General features: G+C 67.4%; 16 protein-coding genes. 13 read left to right on the top strand and 3 right to left on the bottom strand.

Going from position 1 to position 18,041, the window contains the following annotated elements; translation table 11 throughout:
• Nucleotides 1-11 precede the first annotated feature (11 nt).
• From sufB to HCH03_RS15315, 5 genes are all read left to right on the top strand, one after another.
• A complete protein-coding gene (sufB, locus tag HCH03_RS15335) occupies nucleotides 12-1,424 on the top strand; it encodes a Fe-S cluster assembly protein SufB (protein ID WP_221690190.1) in 1,413 nt (470 codons plus the stop codon).
• Nucleotides 1,424-2,788 (top strand): SufB/SufD family protein, encoded by a 1,365-nt coding sequence (locus tag HCH03_RS15330; RefSeq protein WP_221690189.1) that lies wholly within the window; start codon nucleotides 1,424-1,426, stop codon nucleotides 2,786-2,788. The genes sufB and HCH03_RS15330 overlap by 1 nt, the downstream gene beginning before the upstream one ends.
• The gene (locus HCH03_RS15325; RefSeq protein ID WP_221690188.1) at nucleotides 2,785-4,230 is read left to right on the top strand and encodes an aminotransferase class V-fold PLP-dependent enzyme; all 1,446 of its coding nucleotides are present in this window, start codon (nucleotides 2,785-2,787) and stop codon (nucleotides 4,228-4,230) included. Before HCH03_RS15330 ends, HCH03_RS15325 begins: the two co-directional genes overlap by 4 nt.
• A complete protein-coding gene (gene sufU / locus HCH03_RS15320; protein ID WP_221690187.1) occupies nucleotides 4,220-4,660 on the top strand; it encodes a Fe-S cluster assembly sulfur transfer protein SufU in 441 nt (146 codons plus the stop codon). Before HCH03_RS15325 ends, sufU begins: the two co-directional genes overlap by 11 nt.
• Before the next feature lie 185 nt (nucleotides 4,661-4,845).
• Nucleotides 4,846-5,829 (top strand): bile acid:sodium symporter family protein, encoded by a 984-nt coding sequence (locus HCH03_RS15315; protein ID WP_221690186.1) that lies wholly within the window; start codon nucleotides 4,846-4,848, stop codon nucleotides 5,827-5,829.
• A gap of 204 nt (nucleotides 5,830-6,033) precedes the next feature.
• On the opposite strand, the gene HCH03_RS15310 is transcribed toward HCH03_RS15315, so the two are convergent.
• Complete coding sequence (locus HCH03_RS15310) at nucleotides 6,034-6,408, bottom strand: VOC family protein (RefSeq protein WP_221690185.1); 375 nt, start codon at nucleotides 6,406-6,408, stop codon at nucleotides 6,034-6,036.
• A 250-nt stretch (nucleotides 6,409-6,658) separates the two neighbouring features.
• Between HCH03_RS15310 and proC the strand changes: the two genes are divergently transcribed.
• The 4 genes from proC (at nucleotide 6,659) to HCH03_RS15290 (ending at nucleotide 11,489) form a co-directional block, all read left to right on the top strand.
• On the top strand, nucleotides 6,659-7,453 hold the full coding sequence (proC, locus tag HCH03_RS15305; protein ID WP_221690184.1) for a pyrroline-5-carboxylate reductase: 795 nt from the start codon (nucleotides 6,659-6,661) through the stop codon (nucleotides 7,451-7,453).
• Between the two features lie 678 nt (nucleotides 7,454-8,131).
• On the top strand, nucleotides 8,132-9,151 hold the full coding sequence (locus HCH03_RS15300) for an alpha/beta hydrolase (RefSeq protein ID WP_221690183.1): 1,020 nt from the start codon (nucleotides 8,132-8,134) through the stop codon (nucleotides 9,149-9,151).
• Nucleotides 9,124-10,836 carry a phthiocerol/phthiodiolone dimycocerosyl transferase family protein gene (locus HCH03_RS15295; protein WP_246600079.1) on the top strand — a complete coding sequence of 571 codons (1,713 nt, stop codon included), beginning with the start codon at nucleotides 9,124-9,126 and terminating at the stop codon, nucleotides 10,834-10,836. Before HCH03_RS15300 ends, HCH03_RS15295 begins: the two co-directional genes overlap by 28 nt.
• Entirely contained in the window at nucleotides 10,833-11,489 is a 657-nt protein-coding gene (locus HCH03_RS15290; RefSeq protein ID WP_080142593.1) for a DUF6320 domain-containing protein, read from the top strand. Before HCH03_RS15295 ends, HCH03_RS15290 begins: the two co-directional genes overlap by 4 nt.
• Nucleotides 11,490-12,197: 708 nt before the next feature.
• On the opposite strand, the gene HCH03_RS15285 is transcribed toward HCH03_RS15290, so the two are convergent.
• Nucleotides 12,198-13,211, bottom strand: a complete 1,014-nt coding sequence (locus HCH03_RS15285; RefSeq protein ID WP_221690182.1) for an endonuclease domain-containing protein — start codon at nucleotides 13,209-13,211, stop codon at nucleotides 12,198-12,200.
• Nucleotides 13,212-13,614: 403 nt separating this feature from the next.
• On the opposite strand from HCH03_RS15285, the gene HCH03_RS15280 reads away from it, so the two are divergent.
• The 4 genes from HCH03_RS15280 (at nucleotide 13,615) to HCH03_RS15265 (ending at nucleotide 17,155) form a co-directional block, all read left to right on the top strand.
• Complete coding sequence (locus tag HCH03_RS15280) at nucleotides 13,615-14,319, top strand: response regulator transcription factor (RefSeq protein ID WP_221690181.1); 705 nt, start codon at nucleotides 13,615-13,617, stop codon at nucleotides 14,317-14,319.
• A gap of 171 nt (nucleotides 14,320-14,490) precedes the next feature.
• Nucleotides 14,491-15,402: an ATP-binding cassette domain-containing protein gene (locus HCH03_RS15275; RefSeq protein WP_221690180.1), complete on the top strand. Its 912-nt coding sequence runs from the start codon at nucleotides 14,491-14,493 to the stop codon at nucleotides 15,400-15,402.
• The gene (locus tag HCH03_RS15270; protein ID WP_368042464.1) at nucleotides 15,395-16,273 is read left to right on the top strand and encodes an ABC transporter permease; all 879 of its coding nucleotides are present in this window, start codon (nucleotides 15,395-15,397) and stop codon (nucleotides 16,271-16,273) included. The genes HCH03_RS15275 and HCH03_RS15270 overlap by 8 nt, the downstream gene beginning before the upstream one ends.
• A 3-nt stretch (nucleotides 16,274-16,276) precedes the next feature.
• Nucleotides 16,277-17,155 carry a sensor histidine kinase gene (locus HCH03_RS15265; protein ID WP_221690179.1) on the top strand — a complete coding sequence of 293 codons (879 nt, stop codon included), beginning with the start codon at nucleotides 16,277-16,279 and terminating at the stop codon, nucleotides 17,153-17,155.
• A 118-nt stretch (nucleotides 17,156-17,273) separates the two neighbouring features.
• Here the strand turns inward: HCH03_RS15265 and HCH03_RS15260 are convergent, their stop codons facing one another.
• Nucleotides 17,274-17,861, bottom strand: a complete 588-nt coding sequence (locus HCH03_RS15260) for a hypothetical protein (RefSeq protein ID WP_221690178.1) — start codon at nucleotides 17,859-17,861, stop codon at nucleotides 17,274-17,276.
• Between the last annotated feature and the right edge of the window lie 180 nt (nucleotides 17,862-18,041).

Below are 18,041 nucleotides of genomic sequence, written 5' to 3'. Positions count from 1 at the left end.
GAGGCCGCGCCATGGAAAAGAAACGCACGCAGGTCGACGACATCGACCGCAGCCTGTACGACTTCGCCGACGACGAGGCGGGGGCCGAGCGCCTGGACGCCGGCCTCACGCCCGAGATCGTCCGCGAGATATCGGCCAAGAAGGACGAGCCCGACTGGATGCTGGACTTCCGCCTGCGCTCGCTCGACACCTACCAGCGCATACCCGCCCCCGACTGGGGCCCGGCGCTCGACGGCCTGGACATGGACCACATCGTCACGTACGTGAAGCCGAACACCGAGCAGCAAAGCGACTGGGAGAGCCTGCCCGACGACGTGAAGAACACCTTCGACCGTCTGGGCATCCCCCAGGCCGAGCGCGCCTACCTGGCGGGCGTCGGGGCGCAGTACGACTCGGAGCTGGTCTACCACAACATGCAGGACACGGCCGCGAAGCAGGGCATCGTGTACTCCGGCATCGAGGAGGCGCTGCACGACCCGCAATGGGAGCCCCTCATCCGCAGCAAGTTCATGACGCTCATCCCGCCCACCGACCACAAGTTCGCCGCGCTCCACGGCGCGGTGTGGAGCGGCGGCTCGTTCGTCTACGTGCCCGCGGGCGTGAAGCTCGACTTCCCCCTGCAAAGCTACTTCCGCCTGAACGCGAAGGGCGCCGGGCAGTTCGAGCACACGCTCATCGTCGTGGAGGACGACGCCGACCTGCACTTCATCGAAGGCTGCTCCGCCCCGAAGTACAACGTGGCGAACCTGCACGCGGGCGCCGTTGAGCTGTTCGTGGGCAAGAACGCGCGCCTGCGCTACTCCACCATCGAGAACTGGTCGAAGAACATGTACAACCTGAACACGAAGCGCGCCCGCGTGGACGAGGGCGGCGCCGTGGAATGGGTGAGCGGGTCGTTCGGCAGCCACGTGGGCTACCTCTACCCCATGTCCATCCTGGCCGGGCGCAAGAGCACCTGCACGTTCACCGGCATCACGTTCGCCGGCGCCGGGCAGAACCTGGACACCGGCTGCAAGGTGGTGCTGGCCGCGCCCGAGACGTCGGCGGCCGTCGAGACGAAGTCCATCTCGAAGGGCGGCGGCATATCCACGTTCCGCTCGTCGGTGGTGGCCACCGAGGCCGCGCGCGACTCGGCCGCAAGCGTGTCGTGCCAGTCGCTCATGCTGGACAACGCCAGCCGCAGCGACACCATCCCCGCCATGGACATTCGCTGCAAGCACGTGGACATCGGGCACGAGGCCACCATCGGCCGCATTTCCGACGACACCGTGTTCTACCTCATGAGCCGCGGCGTGTCCGAGGAGGAGGCCCGCACCATGGTGGTGAACGGCTTTGCCGACCCGGTGTCCAAGGAGCTGCCGCTCGAGTACGCCGTGGAGATGAACAACCTCATCAAACTCGAAATGGAAGGGGCGATAGGATAATGGCCACGACACCTGCGGCGCCCGCGAGCACGGCGCCGACCATCACCTTGCACCACGTGAACGCCATGCCGGCCCCCACGTGGCACCGCCTGCGCGTGAACGAGACCGACGTCGAGCTCCCCGCCGACCTGCGCGCCGAACCCGACGTGCAGGTGGAAGCGCCGCAAGCGCTCCTAGGCGAACCAGGAGCCTTCGAGGCGGCGTTGAAGCGGATGGAAGAGCACCTGAAATCGACCGGCGAGCTGCCCCCTGCGGCCGTGCGGCCGCGCGGCGAGGCGGCGGGAGAGCCGTCGGCCTCTTCGAGCGCGGCGGCCGGGCAGGCCGACGGCGGCGCGAGGAGCGACGACGCGGCGAAGGGCGCCGAAGAGGACCCCGCCCTCGACCTGCCGGCCCTCTCCGCGTTCCAAGCGGCCTCAGCGGCCGTCGAGGCGTCCGGCTCGCTCGAGCGCGCCTTCGAGACGGGCATGGGCCCGGAGGCCTTCGCGTACCTGCGCGAGGCGGCCGGCGAGCCCGTCGTCATCGCCACGGCCCCGGGCCAGCAGGGCGCGTGGGCCGCCGTGCGCGTGCGCGGCGTGGACGGGGCCGCGAGCGCGGCCGCCGTCGACGTGGTGGCCGCCGAGGGCAGCGAGGTGTCGGTGAGCATCGCGCTGGACTCCCCCGAGCCCGGAGCGGGCGCGGTGGGCTGCTCGCTGCGCGTGTTCGCCGGACGCGACGCGCGCGTGAGCATCGCGTCCACGCAGACGCTCGACCCCGCCTGGATCGCGCTGGACGACACCGGCCTCATGCTGGACGAGCGCGCCCGGGTGGACGTGCGCCACACCGTGCTCGGCGCCGGGCGGTCCTGTACCGGCCTTGCCGGCGACCTGCGCGGCGAGGAGGCGAAGGCCGCGGTCGACACGCGCTACCTGGGCACCGGCGAGCGCGCGCTCGACTTCAACTACGAGCTGCGCCACCACGGCCCCAAAACCGAGAGCGCCATGAACGCGAACGGCGTGCTGGCCGGAGCGAGCTCGAAAACGCTGCGCGGCACCATCGACTTCGTGCGCGGCTGCAAGGGCGCGAACGGCCAGGAGGTGGAGACCGTGCTCATAGCCGACGAGCGCGCCGACAACCGCACGGTGCCCGTCATCCTGTGCGGCGAGGACGACGTGGCCGGCAACCACGGCGCCACCATCGGGCACATGCGATCCGAGCAGCTGCTGTACCTGGCCAGCCGCGGGCTCTCGCCCGAGGCGGCCGAGCAGCTGTTCCTGCGCGCCACGCTGGAGGAGGCGGCGCTCACCGCCCCCGACGACGCGACCCGCGCAGGCGTCGCGCGCCTGGGACGCGCGCTGTTGGACGACTTCGAGGAGGAGATAGCATGAGCACCGTGTTGGAATCGACGAAGGCGGCCCCGTCGGGCGCCGCGCTCAAGGAGGGCGCCGCGCCGCAGGGAAACGCCTCGCACCGGAGGAGCGCCGCACCTCAAGAGACCGCCGTGCTCCAGGAAGACGCCGCAGCCCTCGGCAAAACCGCCTGCGCCATAGCCGACGCGGCGGCCGCGGCGGCGGGCTCCAGCGCCACGGTGCGCCCGACGGACCCCGCCGACATCGCAGCGAGCCCGTTCAAGCGCGACTTCCCGCTGCTGGCGAACCATCCCGAGCTCGCCTTCCTGGACAGCGCGGCCACCGCCCAGCGCCCCAAGACGGTGCTCGACGCGCAGCGGCGCTTCTACGAGGACATGAACGCGAACGCCCTGCGCGGCCTGTACCGCCTGTCGGTCGAGGCCACCGAGGCCATCGAGGTGGCGCGCGAGCGCGTGGCGCGCTTCATCGGCGCCCCCAGCGCCCGCGACGTCGTGCTCGTGCGCAACGCGAGCGAGGCCCTGAACCTGGTGGCGAAGGCGTTCGCCCCCACCGTGCTGGACCCGGGCGACGAGGTGTGCATCACCATCATGGAGCACCACTCCAACCTCATTCCCTGGCAGCAGGCCTGCCAGGCGGCGGGTGCGCGGCTCATCTACCTCTATCCCGACGAGCAGGGCGTCATCCAGCCCGAGGAGATGGACGCCAAGATAGGGCCGCGCACGAAGATCGTGGCGGCGGCGCACGTGTCCAACGTGCTGGGCATCGAGAACCCCATCGCCGAGCTGGGGCGGCGCGTGCACGCCCACGGCGGCTACCTCGTGGTGGACGGCGCGCAGTCCGTGCCCCATATGAAGGTGGACGTGCAGGCGCTCGACTGCGACTTCTTCGCGTTCTCGGCGCACAAGGCGTTCGGGCCCTTCGGCATGGGGGTGCTCTGGGGCAAACACGAGCTGCTGGAGGCCATGCCGCCGTTCCTCACGGGCGGCGAGATGATCGACAGCGTGACCGAGCAGGACGCCCAGTGGGCGCCCGTGCCCGAGAAGTTCGAGGCCGGCACGCAGGACGCCGCCGGCATCTACGCCACCGCGGCGGCCATTGCCTATATGGAGGCCGTCGGGCGCGACGTGATCGAGCGGCGCGAGCGGGCGCTCGTGCGCGACTGCATGGAGAAGCTGGCCGAGCTGCCCTACGTGCACGTCATCGGGCACCCCGACCCCGACCGGCACCACGGCGTGATCAGCTTCAACGTGGAGGGCATCCACCCGCACGACGTGGCCAGCATCCTGGACATGCAGAACGTGGCCATCCGCGCGGGGCACCACTGCGCCCAGCCGCTGCTGGCGTGGCTGGGTCAGGAGTCGTGCTGCCGCGCGTCGTACGCGTTCTACAACGACGAGGCCGACACCGACGCGCTCGTCGAGGGCCTGAAGACCGTTTGGAGGACGTTCAATGGCGAGTAGCATCTACACGGCGGCGCTCATGGAGCACAACGCCCATCCCGACTACAAGTACGACATGGACGCCCCCACCGCCGCGCTCGACGGCGTGAACCCCAGCTGCGGCGACGAGCTTGTGCTGGCGCTGCGCGTGGAGGACGGCGTCATCGAGGAGGCCGCCTTCACCGGCCACGGCTGCGCCGTGAGCCAGGCGTCCGCCGACATGATGGCCGACCTCGTGACCGGCGAGACCGTGGAAGAGGCGCGCCGCCTGACCAGCCTGTTCCTTTCCATGGTGAAGGGCGAGGAGCTCTCGAGCGCCGAGCTGGAAGATTTGGACGAGGCCGCCGAGCTGGGGTCCATCAGCCGCATGCCCGCCCGCGTGAAGTGCGCCGAACTCGCCTGGCGCACCTTGGAGCGGATGCTGGATGACAGCGCGCCGCAGGAGGAATAGCACTACGGCAAGCCGGCGAGCATCTATCACCGGCTTGTCGTGGACGAGCATCGCGATTAGTTAGACTTTCAAACTAAATCCTTCTCGATAGCCCAGGGAAGCGATATACTTTCCTGGCCCCTTCGATCCGAAGGGGATGCGCCCGGCCCTGCGCGCCGGCCGTTTTCGTCGAAAGGAACCGCACCATGAAAACACTCGCGAAGATCAGCGACTTCGCGGGAAAGTACATGGCGATCGTCGCGCTCGCCGTCGCGATTATCGCCCTGGTCTTTCCCGGCCCCGTGTCCGCCGTCGTCAAAACCAGCTACGTCAACCTGTTGCTGGGCGTGGTGATGTTCGGCATGGGCATGACGCTCAAGCTGGCCGATTTCAAGGTGGTGTTCACCAAGCCCAAGGCCGTCGTCACCGGCATCCTGGCGCAATTCGTCATCATGCCGGTGCTGGCGTCCCTGCTCACCGTGGTGTTCCAGCTGCCTCCCGAGCTGGCGGTAGGCGTCATCCTGGTCGGCTCGTGCCCCGGCGGCACCAGCTCCAACGTCATGACGTACCTGGCGCGCGGCGATATCGCGCTGTCGGTGGGCATGACCGCGTGCACCACCATCCTGGCCCCTGTCGTCACGCCGCTTTTGGTGCTGCTGCTGGCCGGCCAGACGGTCGACGTGAACGTGGTGGACATGTTCCTGTCCATCGTGCAGGTGGTGCTCGTGCCCATCGCGCTGGGCTTCCTCATCAATTACTTCTTCGAGAAGGCGGCGGCCGCATGCGCGAGCGTCCTGCCACTCGTGTCGGTGATCGGCATCTCGCTCATCATCATGGCCGTGGTGGCCGCGAACCAGGCGAAGCTGCTCACGGTGGGCCCGCTCATCATCGCGGTGGTAGTGCTGCACAACGTGTTGGGCTATGCGCTGGGGTATCTGACGGGTCGGACCCTGCGGCTGTCGAAGGCGCAGCGACGCACGCTGTCCATCGAGGTGGGCATGCAGAACTCCGGCCTGGCCACCTCGCTCGCCACCGTGCACTTCGCCGCCATGCCTTTGGCTGCCGTGCCCGGTGCCGTGTTCAGCGTCTGGCACAACATATCCGGCGCCGTGTACGCGAACATCCTCGCCCGCTCCGCCGACAAGGACGAGGACGATACAGCGAACGATGCCGAGCGCGCTGCCGCCTAGGGTCGGGCGGCTCCGCCCGCCGTCGTTCGAGCGCAAGGCGTGCCAAACGGCGCGATGAGGCCGTTGCGGTTCCCTGTCCCGGCAATGGCGTCTCGCAACCGGCATGCCGATCCGGCGGCCGAACGCGAAAGGGGGCACCGCCCTTCGGCAACGCCCCCTTCCCCCACGCCACCGGCCGAGAACCGCTGCCGGCGGCCCGCGCCGCTACTCGGCCCAGTCGTGGAACACGGCCTCGATGTTGTTGCCCTCGGGGTCGTGCACGAACGCCGCGTAATAGCCGGGGTGGTAGTCACGCGGGCCGGGAGCGCCGTTGTCGGTGCCGCCGGCGGCCAGCGCCGCCTCGTAGAACGCCTTGACCTGCTCGGCGTCCTTGGCGAGGAAGGCGACGTGCGCCGGAACGGGCTCTCCGCCCTCGGGAAGCGGCGCAACCCACACGTCGCCCGGCTCGCCCTCCACGTGCAGCTGCAGGCCGCCCGGGTACTCGATGCCCCGCACGTAGCCGAGCGGCGCCAACGCGGCCGTGTAGAAGTCCTTGGCACGCTCGACGTCCTTCACCTTCACGCTCATGTGGTCGATCATCGCGATCCTTTCTCTCGGGAGATGCCGTTGCCGACAGTGTAGCACGCCGCGCGGCGCGCGCCCGCCCCTCCCCGCCGCGCGTGGCGCGGCAACCGGGCATCGCGTGCGCGGGACATCGCGCCGATTCCCTCCTCCATACATGCAGTTTTGCTGACGAGCGGCCTTCCGGGGCACCATTCCGGAGCGGCAGAGGGTGCAGGTGCCTTACAATCGAAAAAACGTTTCGACCGCACGACGGAAAGAGGGTGCTATGGCAGACCGCACGGACATCAAGCTGGGCTTCATCGGATTCGGGAACATGGCGCAGGCCATGGCGCAAGGGCTCGTGGAGTCGGGCGCGCTGCCGGGCGAGCGCATCTACGCAACCGCCGCGCACTTCGACAAGCTGCAGAAGAACGCGGCCGCGCTGGGCGCCCATGCCTGCGAGACGGCGCGCGAGGTGGTGGAAGCGAGCGACTTCGTGGTGCTGGCCGTGAAGCCCTACCTGGTGGCCGACGTGGTGGAACCCGTGCGCGACGCGCTTGCCGGCAAAGCCGTGATCTCGGTGGCCGCCGGCTGCGACTTCGGGTTCTACGAGGGCATCCTGGCGCCCGGCACGCACCACCTGAGCACCATCCCCAACACGCCCATCGCCGTGGGCGCGGGCGTGATCGCCTGCGAGCAGCGCCACTCGCTCGACGACGCGGAGCTCGCGGCGTTCGAGGACCTGTTCGGTCCCGTCGCCCTCATCGAGTGGGTGGACGGCAAGCTGCTGTCCACCGCCAGCTCCGTGGCCGGCTGCGGCCCCGCCTTCGCCGCCATGTTCCTGGAGGCGCTGGGCGATGCGGGCGTGAAGCACGGCCTGCCGCGCGCCACCGCGTACCGTCTGGCCGCCCAGATGATGATGGGCACGGCCAAGCTGCACCTGGAGACGGGCACGCACCCCGGCGCCATGAAGGACGCCGTGTGCTCGCCGGGCGGCACCACCATCAAGGGCGTGGCCTCGCTGGAGAAAGACGCCTTCCGCGGCGCCGTCATCAACGCCATCGACGCCATACAAGGTTAGGGTGCCCGAAAACCCGTTCCAGTGTTAAACCAAAATTGATATATGCGCGTTCGCCTCTGCGGAACGCTCGGGCGCCGTCAGGCGCCGCGCAGAGACGTATCGATGGTGGTTTAACGGCGGAGGGCCCGTACGCTGCACGAAAATCACCGTTCTCCCCCTCTTGCAGAGAAAAAGACCGCTCCGGCACGTCCGAACGCTTTCCGCCTCTTGACGTTTTACCTGCTCGCAGCGACTTCGTCGAAGCAAGGCTCCCCCTCTTGGCGCTCCAAGAGGGGGATATCGGTGATTTTCGTGCACCCAGAGACCCCTCCGCCGTTAAACCACCATCGACATGCACCGGCCAGGTTGCCATCCTGAGCATGCAACAGTCCAGTGGACTGTTGCACTCCCGAGCGCGGGGAACGAGCGCAGGGAGGCATCGCGAAGCGATGGGCGGCGCGATCCGCCGACAAGCACGGCGGTCCCTCCTCCGCGTGCGACGCGTCTTCCGGCGAGCCTCCGGCAAAACGGCAACTCCGCGTCAACGGGAAGTCGCCCGTCCGTGCGGCTCGCGTGGAGCGGCGCACGGACGGGCGCGCTTGTGTTACGATGCAGGTACGAAACCACGCGCGGCACTCCCGCCGCGCGGCCGGCGAACATGGGATCGGCGCCGCCATTCCCTGCGAAAGGACGGCAGACATGCCCATCAACAAGGCGGTGCTCGCCGCCTTCAGCGCGGCCACGAGGCTGAGACCCGACATCAAGGAGTTCTACGCGACGCAGCGCGCGGCCGAGGACGTGCTCGCCAAGCTCACGCTGCGCGACCCCCGCTGCCGCATCGAGGACATAAGCGCCCCCATGCCCGACGGCTTCGAGGTGCGCCTGCGCGTGTTCACCCCGCTCGACATCGACTTCTCGCTGGTCTCCGGCCTCAAAGTCACCGAGGACTCCCGCGGCACCATCCTGTTCTTCCATGGCGGCGGCTGGGTCAACGGCGACGTGGACTTCTACACCGACGCCTGCACGTCCATGGCCCTGCGCCTCGAGCGGCGCGTGGTGTCGGTGGACTACCGGCGCGCCCCCGAGCACCGCTTCCCCCAGGCCCCCGAGGACTGCTACGAGGTGACCCGGCAGCTGCTGGCGGGCGAGCTTCTGGCCGACGTCGACGCGGACAACGTCGTGCTGTTCGGCGACAGCGCGGGCGGCAACCTGGCCGCCGTCGTGTCGCTCATGGCCCGCGACCGCCGCGAGTTCGCGGTGCGCACGCAGATGCTGCTCTACCCCGTGACGTACAACGACCACGATCCCTCCACCTCGTTCTTCGACTCGGTGCGCGAAAACGGCGAGGACTACCTGCTTTCCTCGCGCGACATCAAGGGTTACATGGAGCTGTACGCGTCGAAGCCCGCCGACCTGCACGACCCCTACTTCGCCCCGCTGCTCGAGCCCGACCTGTCCGACCAGCCCCGCACGCTCGTGATCACGGCCGAGTACTGCCCGCTGCGCGACGAGGGCGAGGTGTACGCGCAGCGCTTGGCGGATGACGGCGGCGTGTCGCAGTGCTATCGTGTGCTTGACGCCGTGCACGGGTACCTGCTGTACCCGACGGTGTTCAACATCGTGAAGGACACGTACCGCATCATCAAGAGCTTCTTGGATGGTGACGAGCTTTCGCAGGAAGGTGAGCCGGCTTGGCTCGAGATACTTGGTACCGCTTAGACAACGTCGGCAAGTTCTACTCGTCGCAGGCGGGCAGCTCCGCGCAGACGGTGTTCCGCTACGCGGCGGAGCTGGTCGACGACGTGGACGAGGACGTGCTGCAGCGCGCCCTCGACAAGACGGTGGACACGTTCCCCGGCTTCAATGTGTGCCTGCGCAGCGGCATGTTCTGGCACTATCTGGAGCAGTCCGCCAAGCGCCCCCTCGTCACCCGCGAGAACCTGCCGATATGCTTCGGGCTGCACGTCCACGCGAAGAGCGTGCTGTTCCGGGTGAGCCATTACCGCAACCGCGTTAACCTGGAGGTTTCGCACATCGTGTCCGACGGGCGCGGGACCTTGAACTTCTTCAAGGCGCTGCTCTACGCCTACCTGCAGGAGCGCTACGGCGTCGAAGGGGTCTTGCCGGAATACGACGGCTCCGACCACCAGAAGTCCGAGAACAGCTTCGACAAGTACTACGAGCGAGACAAGGCCGCCTCCACGCGCGCGCCCAAGGTGTACCGGATATCCGGCTGGCGCGACGTGGCCGACCCCACGTACCTGGAGTACCACCTGCCCGTGGGCTCCGTGCTCGACCTGGCGCGATCGCACGGCGTGAGCCTCACGTCGCTCGTCATCGCCGCGGTCATGTGCGCCATCCGCGACGAGATGCCACGACGGGAGCGACACCGCGCCATCCGCATCGACATCCCCGTGGACCTGCGGCAGTTCTTCAAGTCCACCACCACCAAGAACTTCTTCGGCCTGGCCTTCGTCACCTACACCCCCGGCGAGGCGGACGAGCCCGTGGAACAGGTGGCCGCGCACGTGCAAAAGCAGCTCGAAACGGCCACGCTCGTCGAGAACCTCAAGCCCCGCATGAACCGCATGATAGCGCTGGAGAAGAACCCGCTTCTGCGCCTGGCCCCGCTGTTCGTGAAGGACGCCATCCTGGAGCTCGCAAGCCGCCTGACCGCGCGCGAGACCACTACCACCGTCTCGAACTTGGGGCGCATCCGCATCGACGAGCGGCTGGCCCCCTACGTTCGCAGCGTCAACCTGCTCACCTCCACCACGGGCATCAACTTCCTTCTGTGCTCGTTCGGCGACGACTTGTGCGTGGGCATCTCCACGGCGTTCTCGAACCCCGACGTCGTCAAGAACTTCTGCCGGTACTTCTCGGCCCAGGGCATCGAGGGGTACGTCAACATCAACAAGACGAGCGAGGAGGTGGCCGAGGATCTGCTCGAAACGAAGTTCGAGGCCTCGGTCAAGCGCCTGGGTGGCCAAGCGCCCGCCCACGACGAGGCGGAAGCGCAGGACGGACGGCGGGCGAAGAGGGGAAGCGGGCCCGGCGAGGAGCGGGCGGAAGCGGAAACGGGCGGCCGAAGCGCCCGTCGAGCGAGGGCTCAAGAAAACAAGCAGGCCAGCCGCGAGCCGAATGCGGAGAAGAGCAGGCGCGGCGGCGAGGCTTCGCACCGAACGAAGACGAGGAAACCCGAACCGTCGGCCCCGCATGCGGGTGCGGAGGACGGGATTGCGAACGCGACGCCGCAGGGCCCTTCGGCCCAGCGCGACGACCGGCATGCAGATGCGGAGGACGTCGAACGCGGCAGGCTCCGACCCGAGCCGAAGAAGGACGAACGCCGCCGCAAGAAACCTGCGCGGACGAAGGCGGCGGACAAGAAGGAGGCCCGGTCATGAAACGATGCGGCAAATGCGGCGTCGGGTTCACCGGCGACCTCGACCGCTGCCCGCTCTGCCAGGCCGAGCTCACGGGCGAGGCGGAGCCCTCGGCGTTCCCCAAAAACGAGGTGCGCAAATCGGGGGCCGTGGCGCTGCGCGTGCTGGCCTTCGCCACCGGAGCCTGCTTGCTGGTCATGCTGTTTCTGGGGCGGCTCGTGTCGCTGCCGGGCGACATCGTGCTCACCGTGTGCCTGGGGCTCGTGGTGAACTACCTGTTCGTGCGCAACATCCTGGTGCACACCCCCGACTTTCTGCGCGTGGTGGTGCGCTACTTCCTCATAGTGCTGGCCATCGCAGCCCTGTGGTACCTCATCACGCGCAATCCGGTGGTGACCACGTTCGTCATACCCGGCATATGCCTGTTGGCGCTCGTGTTCGACGCCGTACTCGTGGCCGTGTTCCGAGGCACGTTCGTGTCGGGGTACGCCAAGTACCTGCTGTTCGACGTGGTGCTGGGGCTGATCCCGCTGGCGCTCGTGGCGCTGGGCCTGACCACCTGGGACGTGCTGGCCAATGTGAGCGCGCTCGTGGCCAGCGTGTTCCTGCTGGCGCTGGTCGTGTTCACCCGCAAGCAGCTGGCCGACGAGGTACGCAAGCTGTTTTCGGCATGACAGCCGGAAGACGCCGGCGAATGCAAGGCGACCCAACGGCCTGACAGGGGCCGTCGTCGGCTCCGGGCGTCTGGCAGGGCGATCTGCCGCGAGCGCCGACTTGCCTTGGACGCCGCCCGCATCCGGAAGCGTCGTCAGCACGATGACGAGTGCGTTCGTTATGGACGACGTTGCGAACCGCCTAGCCGCAGCGCGCAAGCCGGCGGAACGCGGTCGCGTTTCGCTCGCACATCGGCTTTGTCCCGCACAACGTCGCGCTGCCTCGACCTTACCCCAACCTCAAACCCTTCCTGCACCGTTTCGCCCGATTCTCGCGTCGTTTCCGGCTCCCGTCCCAGCCGGATTGGCACAGTAATGACAGATTCTCTGCATCCGGCCCGTCCTCCCGAGAGGCTCGCCTTTTCGCTCAAGATTCATGATCAGGGGTAACTCCCGAAAAGGACGGAAGGTAGCGCGCAATCGGCCCGCTTTCACCTCCAAACTTGCAGAGAATCTGTCATTACTGTGCCACAGACCCAAAGCGCGGCGCCTCGAGATCCTCCGCCCAGGACGAGAACGCCACTTCGGTGCCGCCGTACCCGCCGACTCCCCGCACAAGTGCAAGGAAAGGACGAGCATCGGCCGCAGGAGCCCTGACGTAGTTCCGTCACAATTGGCTCTCGTGCGAATCGCGTGCAACCCCTAGCACGCAGGCGGCCGCTCCGCCACCTACTCGTACCCCATCGGCAGTCCCAGCTGTCTTCTGAGCTTCAGCTTGCGAGCATGGTAATTCGAGACGCGGATCTGCGAATGCTTTCCCAGATAACGTCTCAACGTGTGCGCTATCGTCTCGGTCGCGACGAAACTGTCCAGCTCATCGTTCGTGACGCCCACCACGGTCCAGCCCATGGACATCAGGGCGTTCGTCCTTCTCGAGTCCGTTATGCGAACGAGCTCCCCTTCGTGGCGCTCCCTGCTTTGGTACTCCACGTCCAGCTTTTTCTCAGGCCAGCAAAGATCGGCCCGAAAGAACCCCTTCCCGGAAATCGCCCGCGCGGGCCCGCTCGCCTTCACTTCGTAATTCATATGGGGGATTCCCAAACCGTAGCCTCCATGCCGGTGCGGCAGCCCGAGCACGAGGGCCTGCTTCGTCTCGCGCGCCGAAGCGGAGCCGTCGGCAAGGTAGCGGACAATGCGGGCAACCTTGCGGGCGCCGTAGACCGAAGGGTTTCGCGCCACGTAGTCGCCGAGCTCCCGCACGGATGCAAGAGGAACCACATCGTAGGCTGACGAGGGGCCTGTGCGCCTGGTCTGGTACGTTCCACACAACTCGTAACCCAACTCGAGCAGGGCAACCGCGCTTGCCTCCCGAGTCGCCTCGTGAACGAAGGCAAGAGTCGGCGCGCTGACGAATATACCGCCCTCCAACTGGTAAAACGACATACCCGAAAGCGACGCGGTGCAGGCATGCCACCGACAAGCCTGCGAGGCTCGACGTTGTACAGCGCCCCCGACAAGGACGTGCCAGGGACCTTCGACGACAAGTCCCGGGTAGGCTGTCTCCAGACGACCGACCGCAGCTTCGATCTCGCCTGCAGACGGCGCACGGTCGGGCAGAGCGCATGCTTTCCCTCTCGCCGGGAGAAGCGCCGCAGGTGGAACCCGACGCAGTATCCGAAAAGCCGTCTCGTATCCGAAGAAAATGTGCGGATCCACGTTCGCGCGCGAATTGAGAGCAGGCATGGAGCCTCCTTTGCAAGCCCGTTGCTCAGAGGATCTTGCAAGCGTGGTAGGGGAAGCGAGGGCACCGTTTCCGCAATGGGCTGCTTCGCTTGGGCGAAGAGCGCCTGCACTGGCTCTTTGATGACGCTATTCTAGCAGCAACGCGAAGAGGTGCGGCACGAAAATCACCGATGCTCTGCGTTGGAGCGCCCCCGTGAAAGGTGAAGCGTCATCCCCGTCTTTCGCGAACAGGGGAAACACTGGGAAGGGATTCCATTCGCGCGTTTTCGACGAGCCTTTCCCCGCCGAACTTGCAGTGAATCGGTAACTTTTGTGCCGAACGCCGCTTGAACGCAGGAACTCGGCTTCGCCCGGTATGCGAAAACGAGCATCCATACCCTCCCCGCTGCGCTACAATATCCGCATGGAAGACAACGCGCGCATCCTCGTCATCGAGGACGACATCGACATCAACGACGTGGTGGCCACCTCGCTTCGGAAGGCGGGCTACGCGTGCGAGCAGGCGTTCTCGGGCAGCGAGGCGCGCCTGCTGCTGAAGACGGCGGCCATGGAGGGCGAGGCGCCGTTCGACCTCGTCGTCACCGACCTCATGCTGCCGGGCGCGTCCGGCGAGGACCTCGTGCGCGAGATCCGCAACCGCAGCGACGCGCCCATCATCGTCGTGTCCGCCCGCACCGGCACGAACGACAAGGTGGAACTGCTGAAGCTGGGCGCCGACGACTACCTGACCAAGCCCTTCGACCTGGACGAACTGCACGCGCGCATCGCCGTGCAGCTGCGCCACGCCGCCCGCGGCGCCGGGCGCAGCAGCGCCGGGCTGCGCTTCAAGGACTGGGTGCTCGACCCCGAGGGGCGCACCCTCGTCGCCGCCGGCCAGCCGGTGAAGCTCACGCGCCTGGAGTACGACATCGTCGAGACCTTGGTGCGCCGACCCAAGAAAGTGTTCACGAAACAAGAGCTGTTCAGGGCGGCTTGGAACGAGGAATGCTTCGTGGAGGAGAAGGCCGTGAACGTGCACATCAGCAACATCCGCGGCAAGTTGAAACCCACCGGCACCGAGGGCTACATCGAGACGGTGTGGGGTATCGGGTTCAAACTAACGGACTGATGAACGGGGCAGCCGGTTCCGCCTTCGCTTAGGATGACGGCAAACGACATGCGCGATAGCAGAGCGAAGCGAACTTTACCCTTTCTTAACCATTTCCGAGCGGATTGCTGAACACCTTTTCCGTATCGTGGTGGACATGAGGAAAACGCGACGATACGGAAGGAGCGCAGCGTGAACGTAATCGAGACGCACGGGCTCGTGAAAACCTTCGGCGGCCGAGCGGCCGTCGACCAGTTCGACATGCACGTGAACCAAGGCGACGTCTACGGGTTCGTGGGACGCAACGGCGCCGGCAAGACGACGGTGATGAGGATGCTCGCGGGGCTTGCCGCCGCAGACGGCGGAGAGGTGCGGGTGTTCGGCACGGATCCGAAGGAGGCGGGCACGTCCCGGCGCATCGGCGCGCTCATCGAGGCGCCGGGCCTGTACGGCTCCATGACCGCCTACGACAACATGATGCTCAAGGCGCTCGCGCTGGGGCTCGTCGACCCGAAGGACAAGGTGCGAAACCTGCTGGCGTTCACGGGCCTGAGCGGCGTTGGCTCGAAGAAGACCCGGCACTTCTCCATGGGCATGAAGCAGCGCCTGGGCCTGGCGCTCGCGCTGCTGGGCGATCCCGACCTGCTGCTGCTGGACGAGCCGCTCAACGGGTTGGACCCCGAGGGCGCGCGCGAGGTGCGCCAGCTCATCATGCACCTCAACGACCAGCGCGGCATCACGGTGGTGGTGAGCTCGCACGCGCTGGAGCAGCTGGGCAAGATGGCCACGCGCTACGGCGTCATCCGCGAGGGCCGGATGGTGCGCGAGATGTCGGCCGCCGACGTCGATCAAGAATGCAGCGACTTCCTGCGCCTCGACGCGGCGAACCCGACGCTCGCCCTGGCCGTGCTGCAGGAGCGGTTCCCCGCCCTGCGCTTCCAGTCCATGCCCGACGCGTCCATCCGCATGTTCGGCAGCGTCGATGCGGGCGAAGTGGGCTCGGCGCTGAACGAGGCGGGCATCGCCATACAGGGGCTGTACGCCCACAAACGCGATCTGGAAGAGTTCTTCGTTGAGATGATGGGGGCTGAGTACCGTGGTTAATATCATGAGAATGGACGTGTACCGGCTCGTCCACGGCAAGTCGTTCTGGATATTTCTGGTTATCATCGTGGCCACGGCGGCGCTGGCCACGGGCATGATGAGCGCCGTCACGAGCCCCGAGTTCCTGCAGTCGATGCAGTCGGCCAGCGACGCGGCGGCCCGCTCGGGCTTCAGGTTCTCGATCACCTCCGGTCCGGACTTCGACACGAGCGATTACGCCGACGTGAACGCCGCGATCGCCATGCTGTCCGGGGACATCACGCAGATGGCCTATATCGGCAAGCTGTTCCTGAACGGCGGCGCGCTCACCATCATGTTCGCCATCTTCCTCTCCATCTTCCTGGCATCCGAGTTCGAAACCGGCTTCAGCAAGAACGTGTTCACCGTGCAGCCGAACCGCCTGGCGTTCCTCGGTGCGCGCGTGGTGGAGATCGTCGTGCTGGCCGCGGTGTTCGTCGCGGTCGCCCTCGCGGCGACGCTCGCGTCGGCGGCTTTGTTCGGGCTCGACCTCGCCCCCTCCCCCCTGCCCGATTTCCTGCTGTGGAGCGTGCTCGTGACCCTCGTGACCGCCGGGTTCGGCATGATAACGGCGCTGTTCGTATGGTTGACGCGCAAGATGGCCGTGGGCATCGTGGTGGGCGTGCTGCTGTCTGCCGGCCTGGTCACGAGCATCTTGCAAGCCATCCTGCTGCTGTTCCCCGACCTCATGCACCTTGCCGACTTCACGCTGGGCTCCTGCATGGCCTCGCTCGGCCAGGGCCTGAACGTGGCGGGCGGCCTGAGCCCGGTGCACGTGGCCTGCACGGCGCTGGTGTTCCTTGTCGCGAGCGCTGCGCTGAGCGCCTTGGCCCTCCAGAAGAAGGACATCTAGGCTATGGAAATCGCGGTCGCCCTGCTCGCCGTCGCCGTCGTCGCCCTGACGGTCCAACTCGTCCGCTCGGAACGGGAACTGCGCGCCATCGCGCGGTTCCTGGTGACCCGCGACACGCAGAGCAACGCCCGCGTCACGGTGTCGGTGCACACGCGCGGGTTCGTGCGCCTGGCGCAGGCCGTCAACCGCCAGCTCGACCGCCATCAAGGCGAGCGCATAGCGGCCGAAGAGGGCAAGCGCGACCTGCGCCGCGGGCTCACCTACCTCTCGCACGACATTCGCACGCCCCTGGCCGGCGCGCAGGGCTACGCGCAGCTTGTGGCCGCCGAGGAGGACGAGGCGCTGCGAGCGCGCTACCTCGACGTGGTGGGACGGCGGCTCGACGACGTGGCGGGCCTGCTCGACCAGCTGTACGCCTACGCCCAGGTGCAGGATCCCGACCACCGCATCGAGCGCGAGCCTGTGAACGTGAACGACGTGCTCGCGGAAGCGCTCGCGTCGCTCTACACCGCGTTCAAGGAGCGCGGGTGGGAACCCGCCATCGAGCTGGAGAACGATCCCCTCGTGGCCTCCTCGGACGCCGACGCGCTGGCGCGCATATTCCGCAACCTGGCGGTGAATGCGCTGCGCTACGGCTGCGACGCGCCGAGCATCGCGCAGAGCGGGCGCGCGGTCACGTTCTCGAACCGCGTGGCGAACCCCCAGGACGTGAACGTGGAGCGCCTGTTCGAGCGGTTCTACCAGGGCAGCGCCGCACGCACCGGCGAGGGAAGCGGCTTGGGGCTGGCCATCGTCGAGCAGCTGGCGAAGGCGCTCGGCATAGCCGTGTCCGCCCGCCTCGACGGCGACGTGCTGTCCATAGCGCTGGAGTTCCCCGCGTGACGCCTCGTCCCCCGACACCGAGCTCGAACGCCGGGGAAGAAGAGCCGCGTCGCCCCGATAGGCGCGCGACAACCGCAGCCGCAACGGCCGTCGCGGAAAGAAGCGCCGCCCTACAGCCCTACAGGCGGGCGATGAAGGCGGCCAGAACGGCCGCGAACACGCCGACGACGGCGAGGGGCACGGCCCCGTCGACGAAAGAAGCCAACGGCGGCAGGTGGAAGTACAGCACGTAGCACACGAGGTTCGCCACCGTGACGAGCGCGACGATCGCGACGATCGCCCAGAACGCTCCGAGAGGCAGCGCGCCCGCGCCCAGCAGCGCGTTCGCCACGGCCAGCTCGAGCGCCGCCCATAGGACGAACAGCAAAAGCTCCGTGGTGACGGGTCGCTGGAAGAAGCGCACGGTGACGAACGCGAGCAGCGCGTAAGCCGCAACGCCGCCCACGGCGAACACCCACCCAGGAGCCGCGCCGGCGCCCGCGCCCGGCCCCGCGAGCGCGCCGAGGCCCATCGCCAAAAGCACGATCGCCGCGATGCCGCACGCAATCGCCCCCAAGATGAAGCCGACGCCCACGGCGTACAGGGCCCCGGTCGCTTTCGGCAGCGCGGGGTTGAAGAACACCCACCACCACGCCAAGTACAACGCCGCGCACACGGCTAGGGCCGCATGGCCCCCTACCAAGGTTCCGGGAACGGTGGATTCCATCGACAGCCGCCTCCTACGTTCGATCGCGCCGCGCATCTTCGGCGTCTTGGACAGCCGGTGCGCCGTGCTCGCTTCCGGCCGTCGCCGCGCACTCATGCCCGGCTCGCGCTCCTTCGCAGCTCCCGTTATACACCACCTTCGGCAGAATATCGGACGCAACGGCGAACCGTCACGATTCCG

The organism is Gordonibacter massiliensis (ex Traore et al. 2017) (assembly GCF_019731765.1).
Taxonomy (GTDB): Bacteria; Actinomycetota; Coriobacteriia; order Coriobacteriales; family Eggerthellaceae; genus Gordonibacter; species Gordonibacter massiliensis.
The sequence above is the reverse complement of the archived record's forward strand: the minus strand, read 5'-3'. Positions and strand labels throughout refer to the sequence as shown.

What these genes read in the sequence shown, in the direction of transcription:
- sufB (WP_221690190.1), top strand. Translation starts at nt 12, where the DNA reads ATGGAAAAGAAACGCACGCAGGTCGACGACATCGACCGCAGCCTGTAC.
- HCH03_RS15330 (WP_221690189.1), top strand. Translation starts at nt 1,424, where the DNA reads ATGGCCACGACACCTGCGGCGCCCGCGAGCACGGCGCCGACCATCACC.
- HCH03_RS15325 (WP_221690188.1), top strand. Translation starts at nt 2,785, where the DNA reads ATGAGCACCGTGTTGGAATCGACGAAGGCGGCCCCGTCGGGCGCCGCG.
- sufU (WP_221690187.1), top strand. Translation starts at nt 4,220, where the DNA reads ATGGCGAGTAGCATCTACACGGCGGCGCTCATGGAGCACAACGCCCAT.
- HCH03_RS15315 (WP_221690186.1), top strand. Translation starts at nt 4,846, where the DNA reads ATGAAAACACTCGCGAAGATCAGCGACTTCGCGGGAAAGTACATGGCG.
- HCH03_RS15310 (WP_221690185.1), bottom strand. Translation starts at nt 6,408, where the DNA reads ATGATCGACCACATGAGCGTGAAGGTGAAGGACGTCGAGCGTGCCAAG.
- proC (WP_221690184.1), top strand. Translation starts at nt 6,659, where the DNA reads ATGGCAGACCGCACGGACATCAAGCTGGGCTTCATCGGATTCGGGAAC.
- HCH03_RS15300 (WP_221690183.1), top strand. Translation starts at nt 8,132, where the DNA reads ATGCCCATCAACAAGGCGGTGCTCGCCGCCTTCAGCGCGGCCACGAGG.
- HCH03_RS15290 (WP_080142593.1), top strand. Translation starts at nt 10,833, where the DNA reads ATGAAACGATGCGGCAAATGCGGCGTCGGGTTCACCGGCGACCTCGAC.
- HCH03_RS15285 (WP_221690182.1), bottom strand. Translation starts at nt 13,211, where the DNA reads ATGCCTGCTCTCAATTCGCGCGCGAACGTGGATCCGCACATTTTCTTC.
- HCH03_RS15280 (WP_221690181.1), top strand. Translation starts at nt 13,615, where the DNA reads ATGGAAGACAACGCGCGCATCCTCGTCATCGAGGACGACATCGACATC.
- HCH03_RS15265 (WP_221690179.1), top strand. Translation starts at nt 16,277, where the DNA reads ATGGAAATCGCGGTCGCCCTGCTCGCCGTCGCCGTCGTCGCCCTGACG.
- HCH03_RS15260 (WP_221690178.1), bottom strand. Translation starts at nt 17,861, where the DNA reads ATGGAATCCACCGTTCCCGGAACCTTGGTAGGGGGCCATGCGGCCCTA.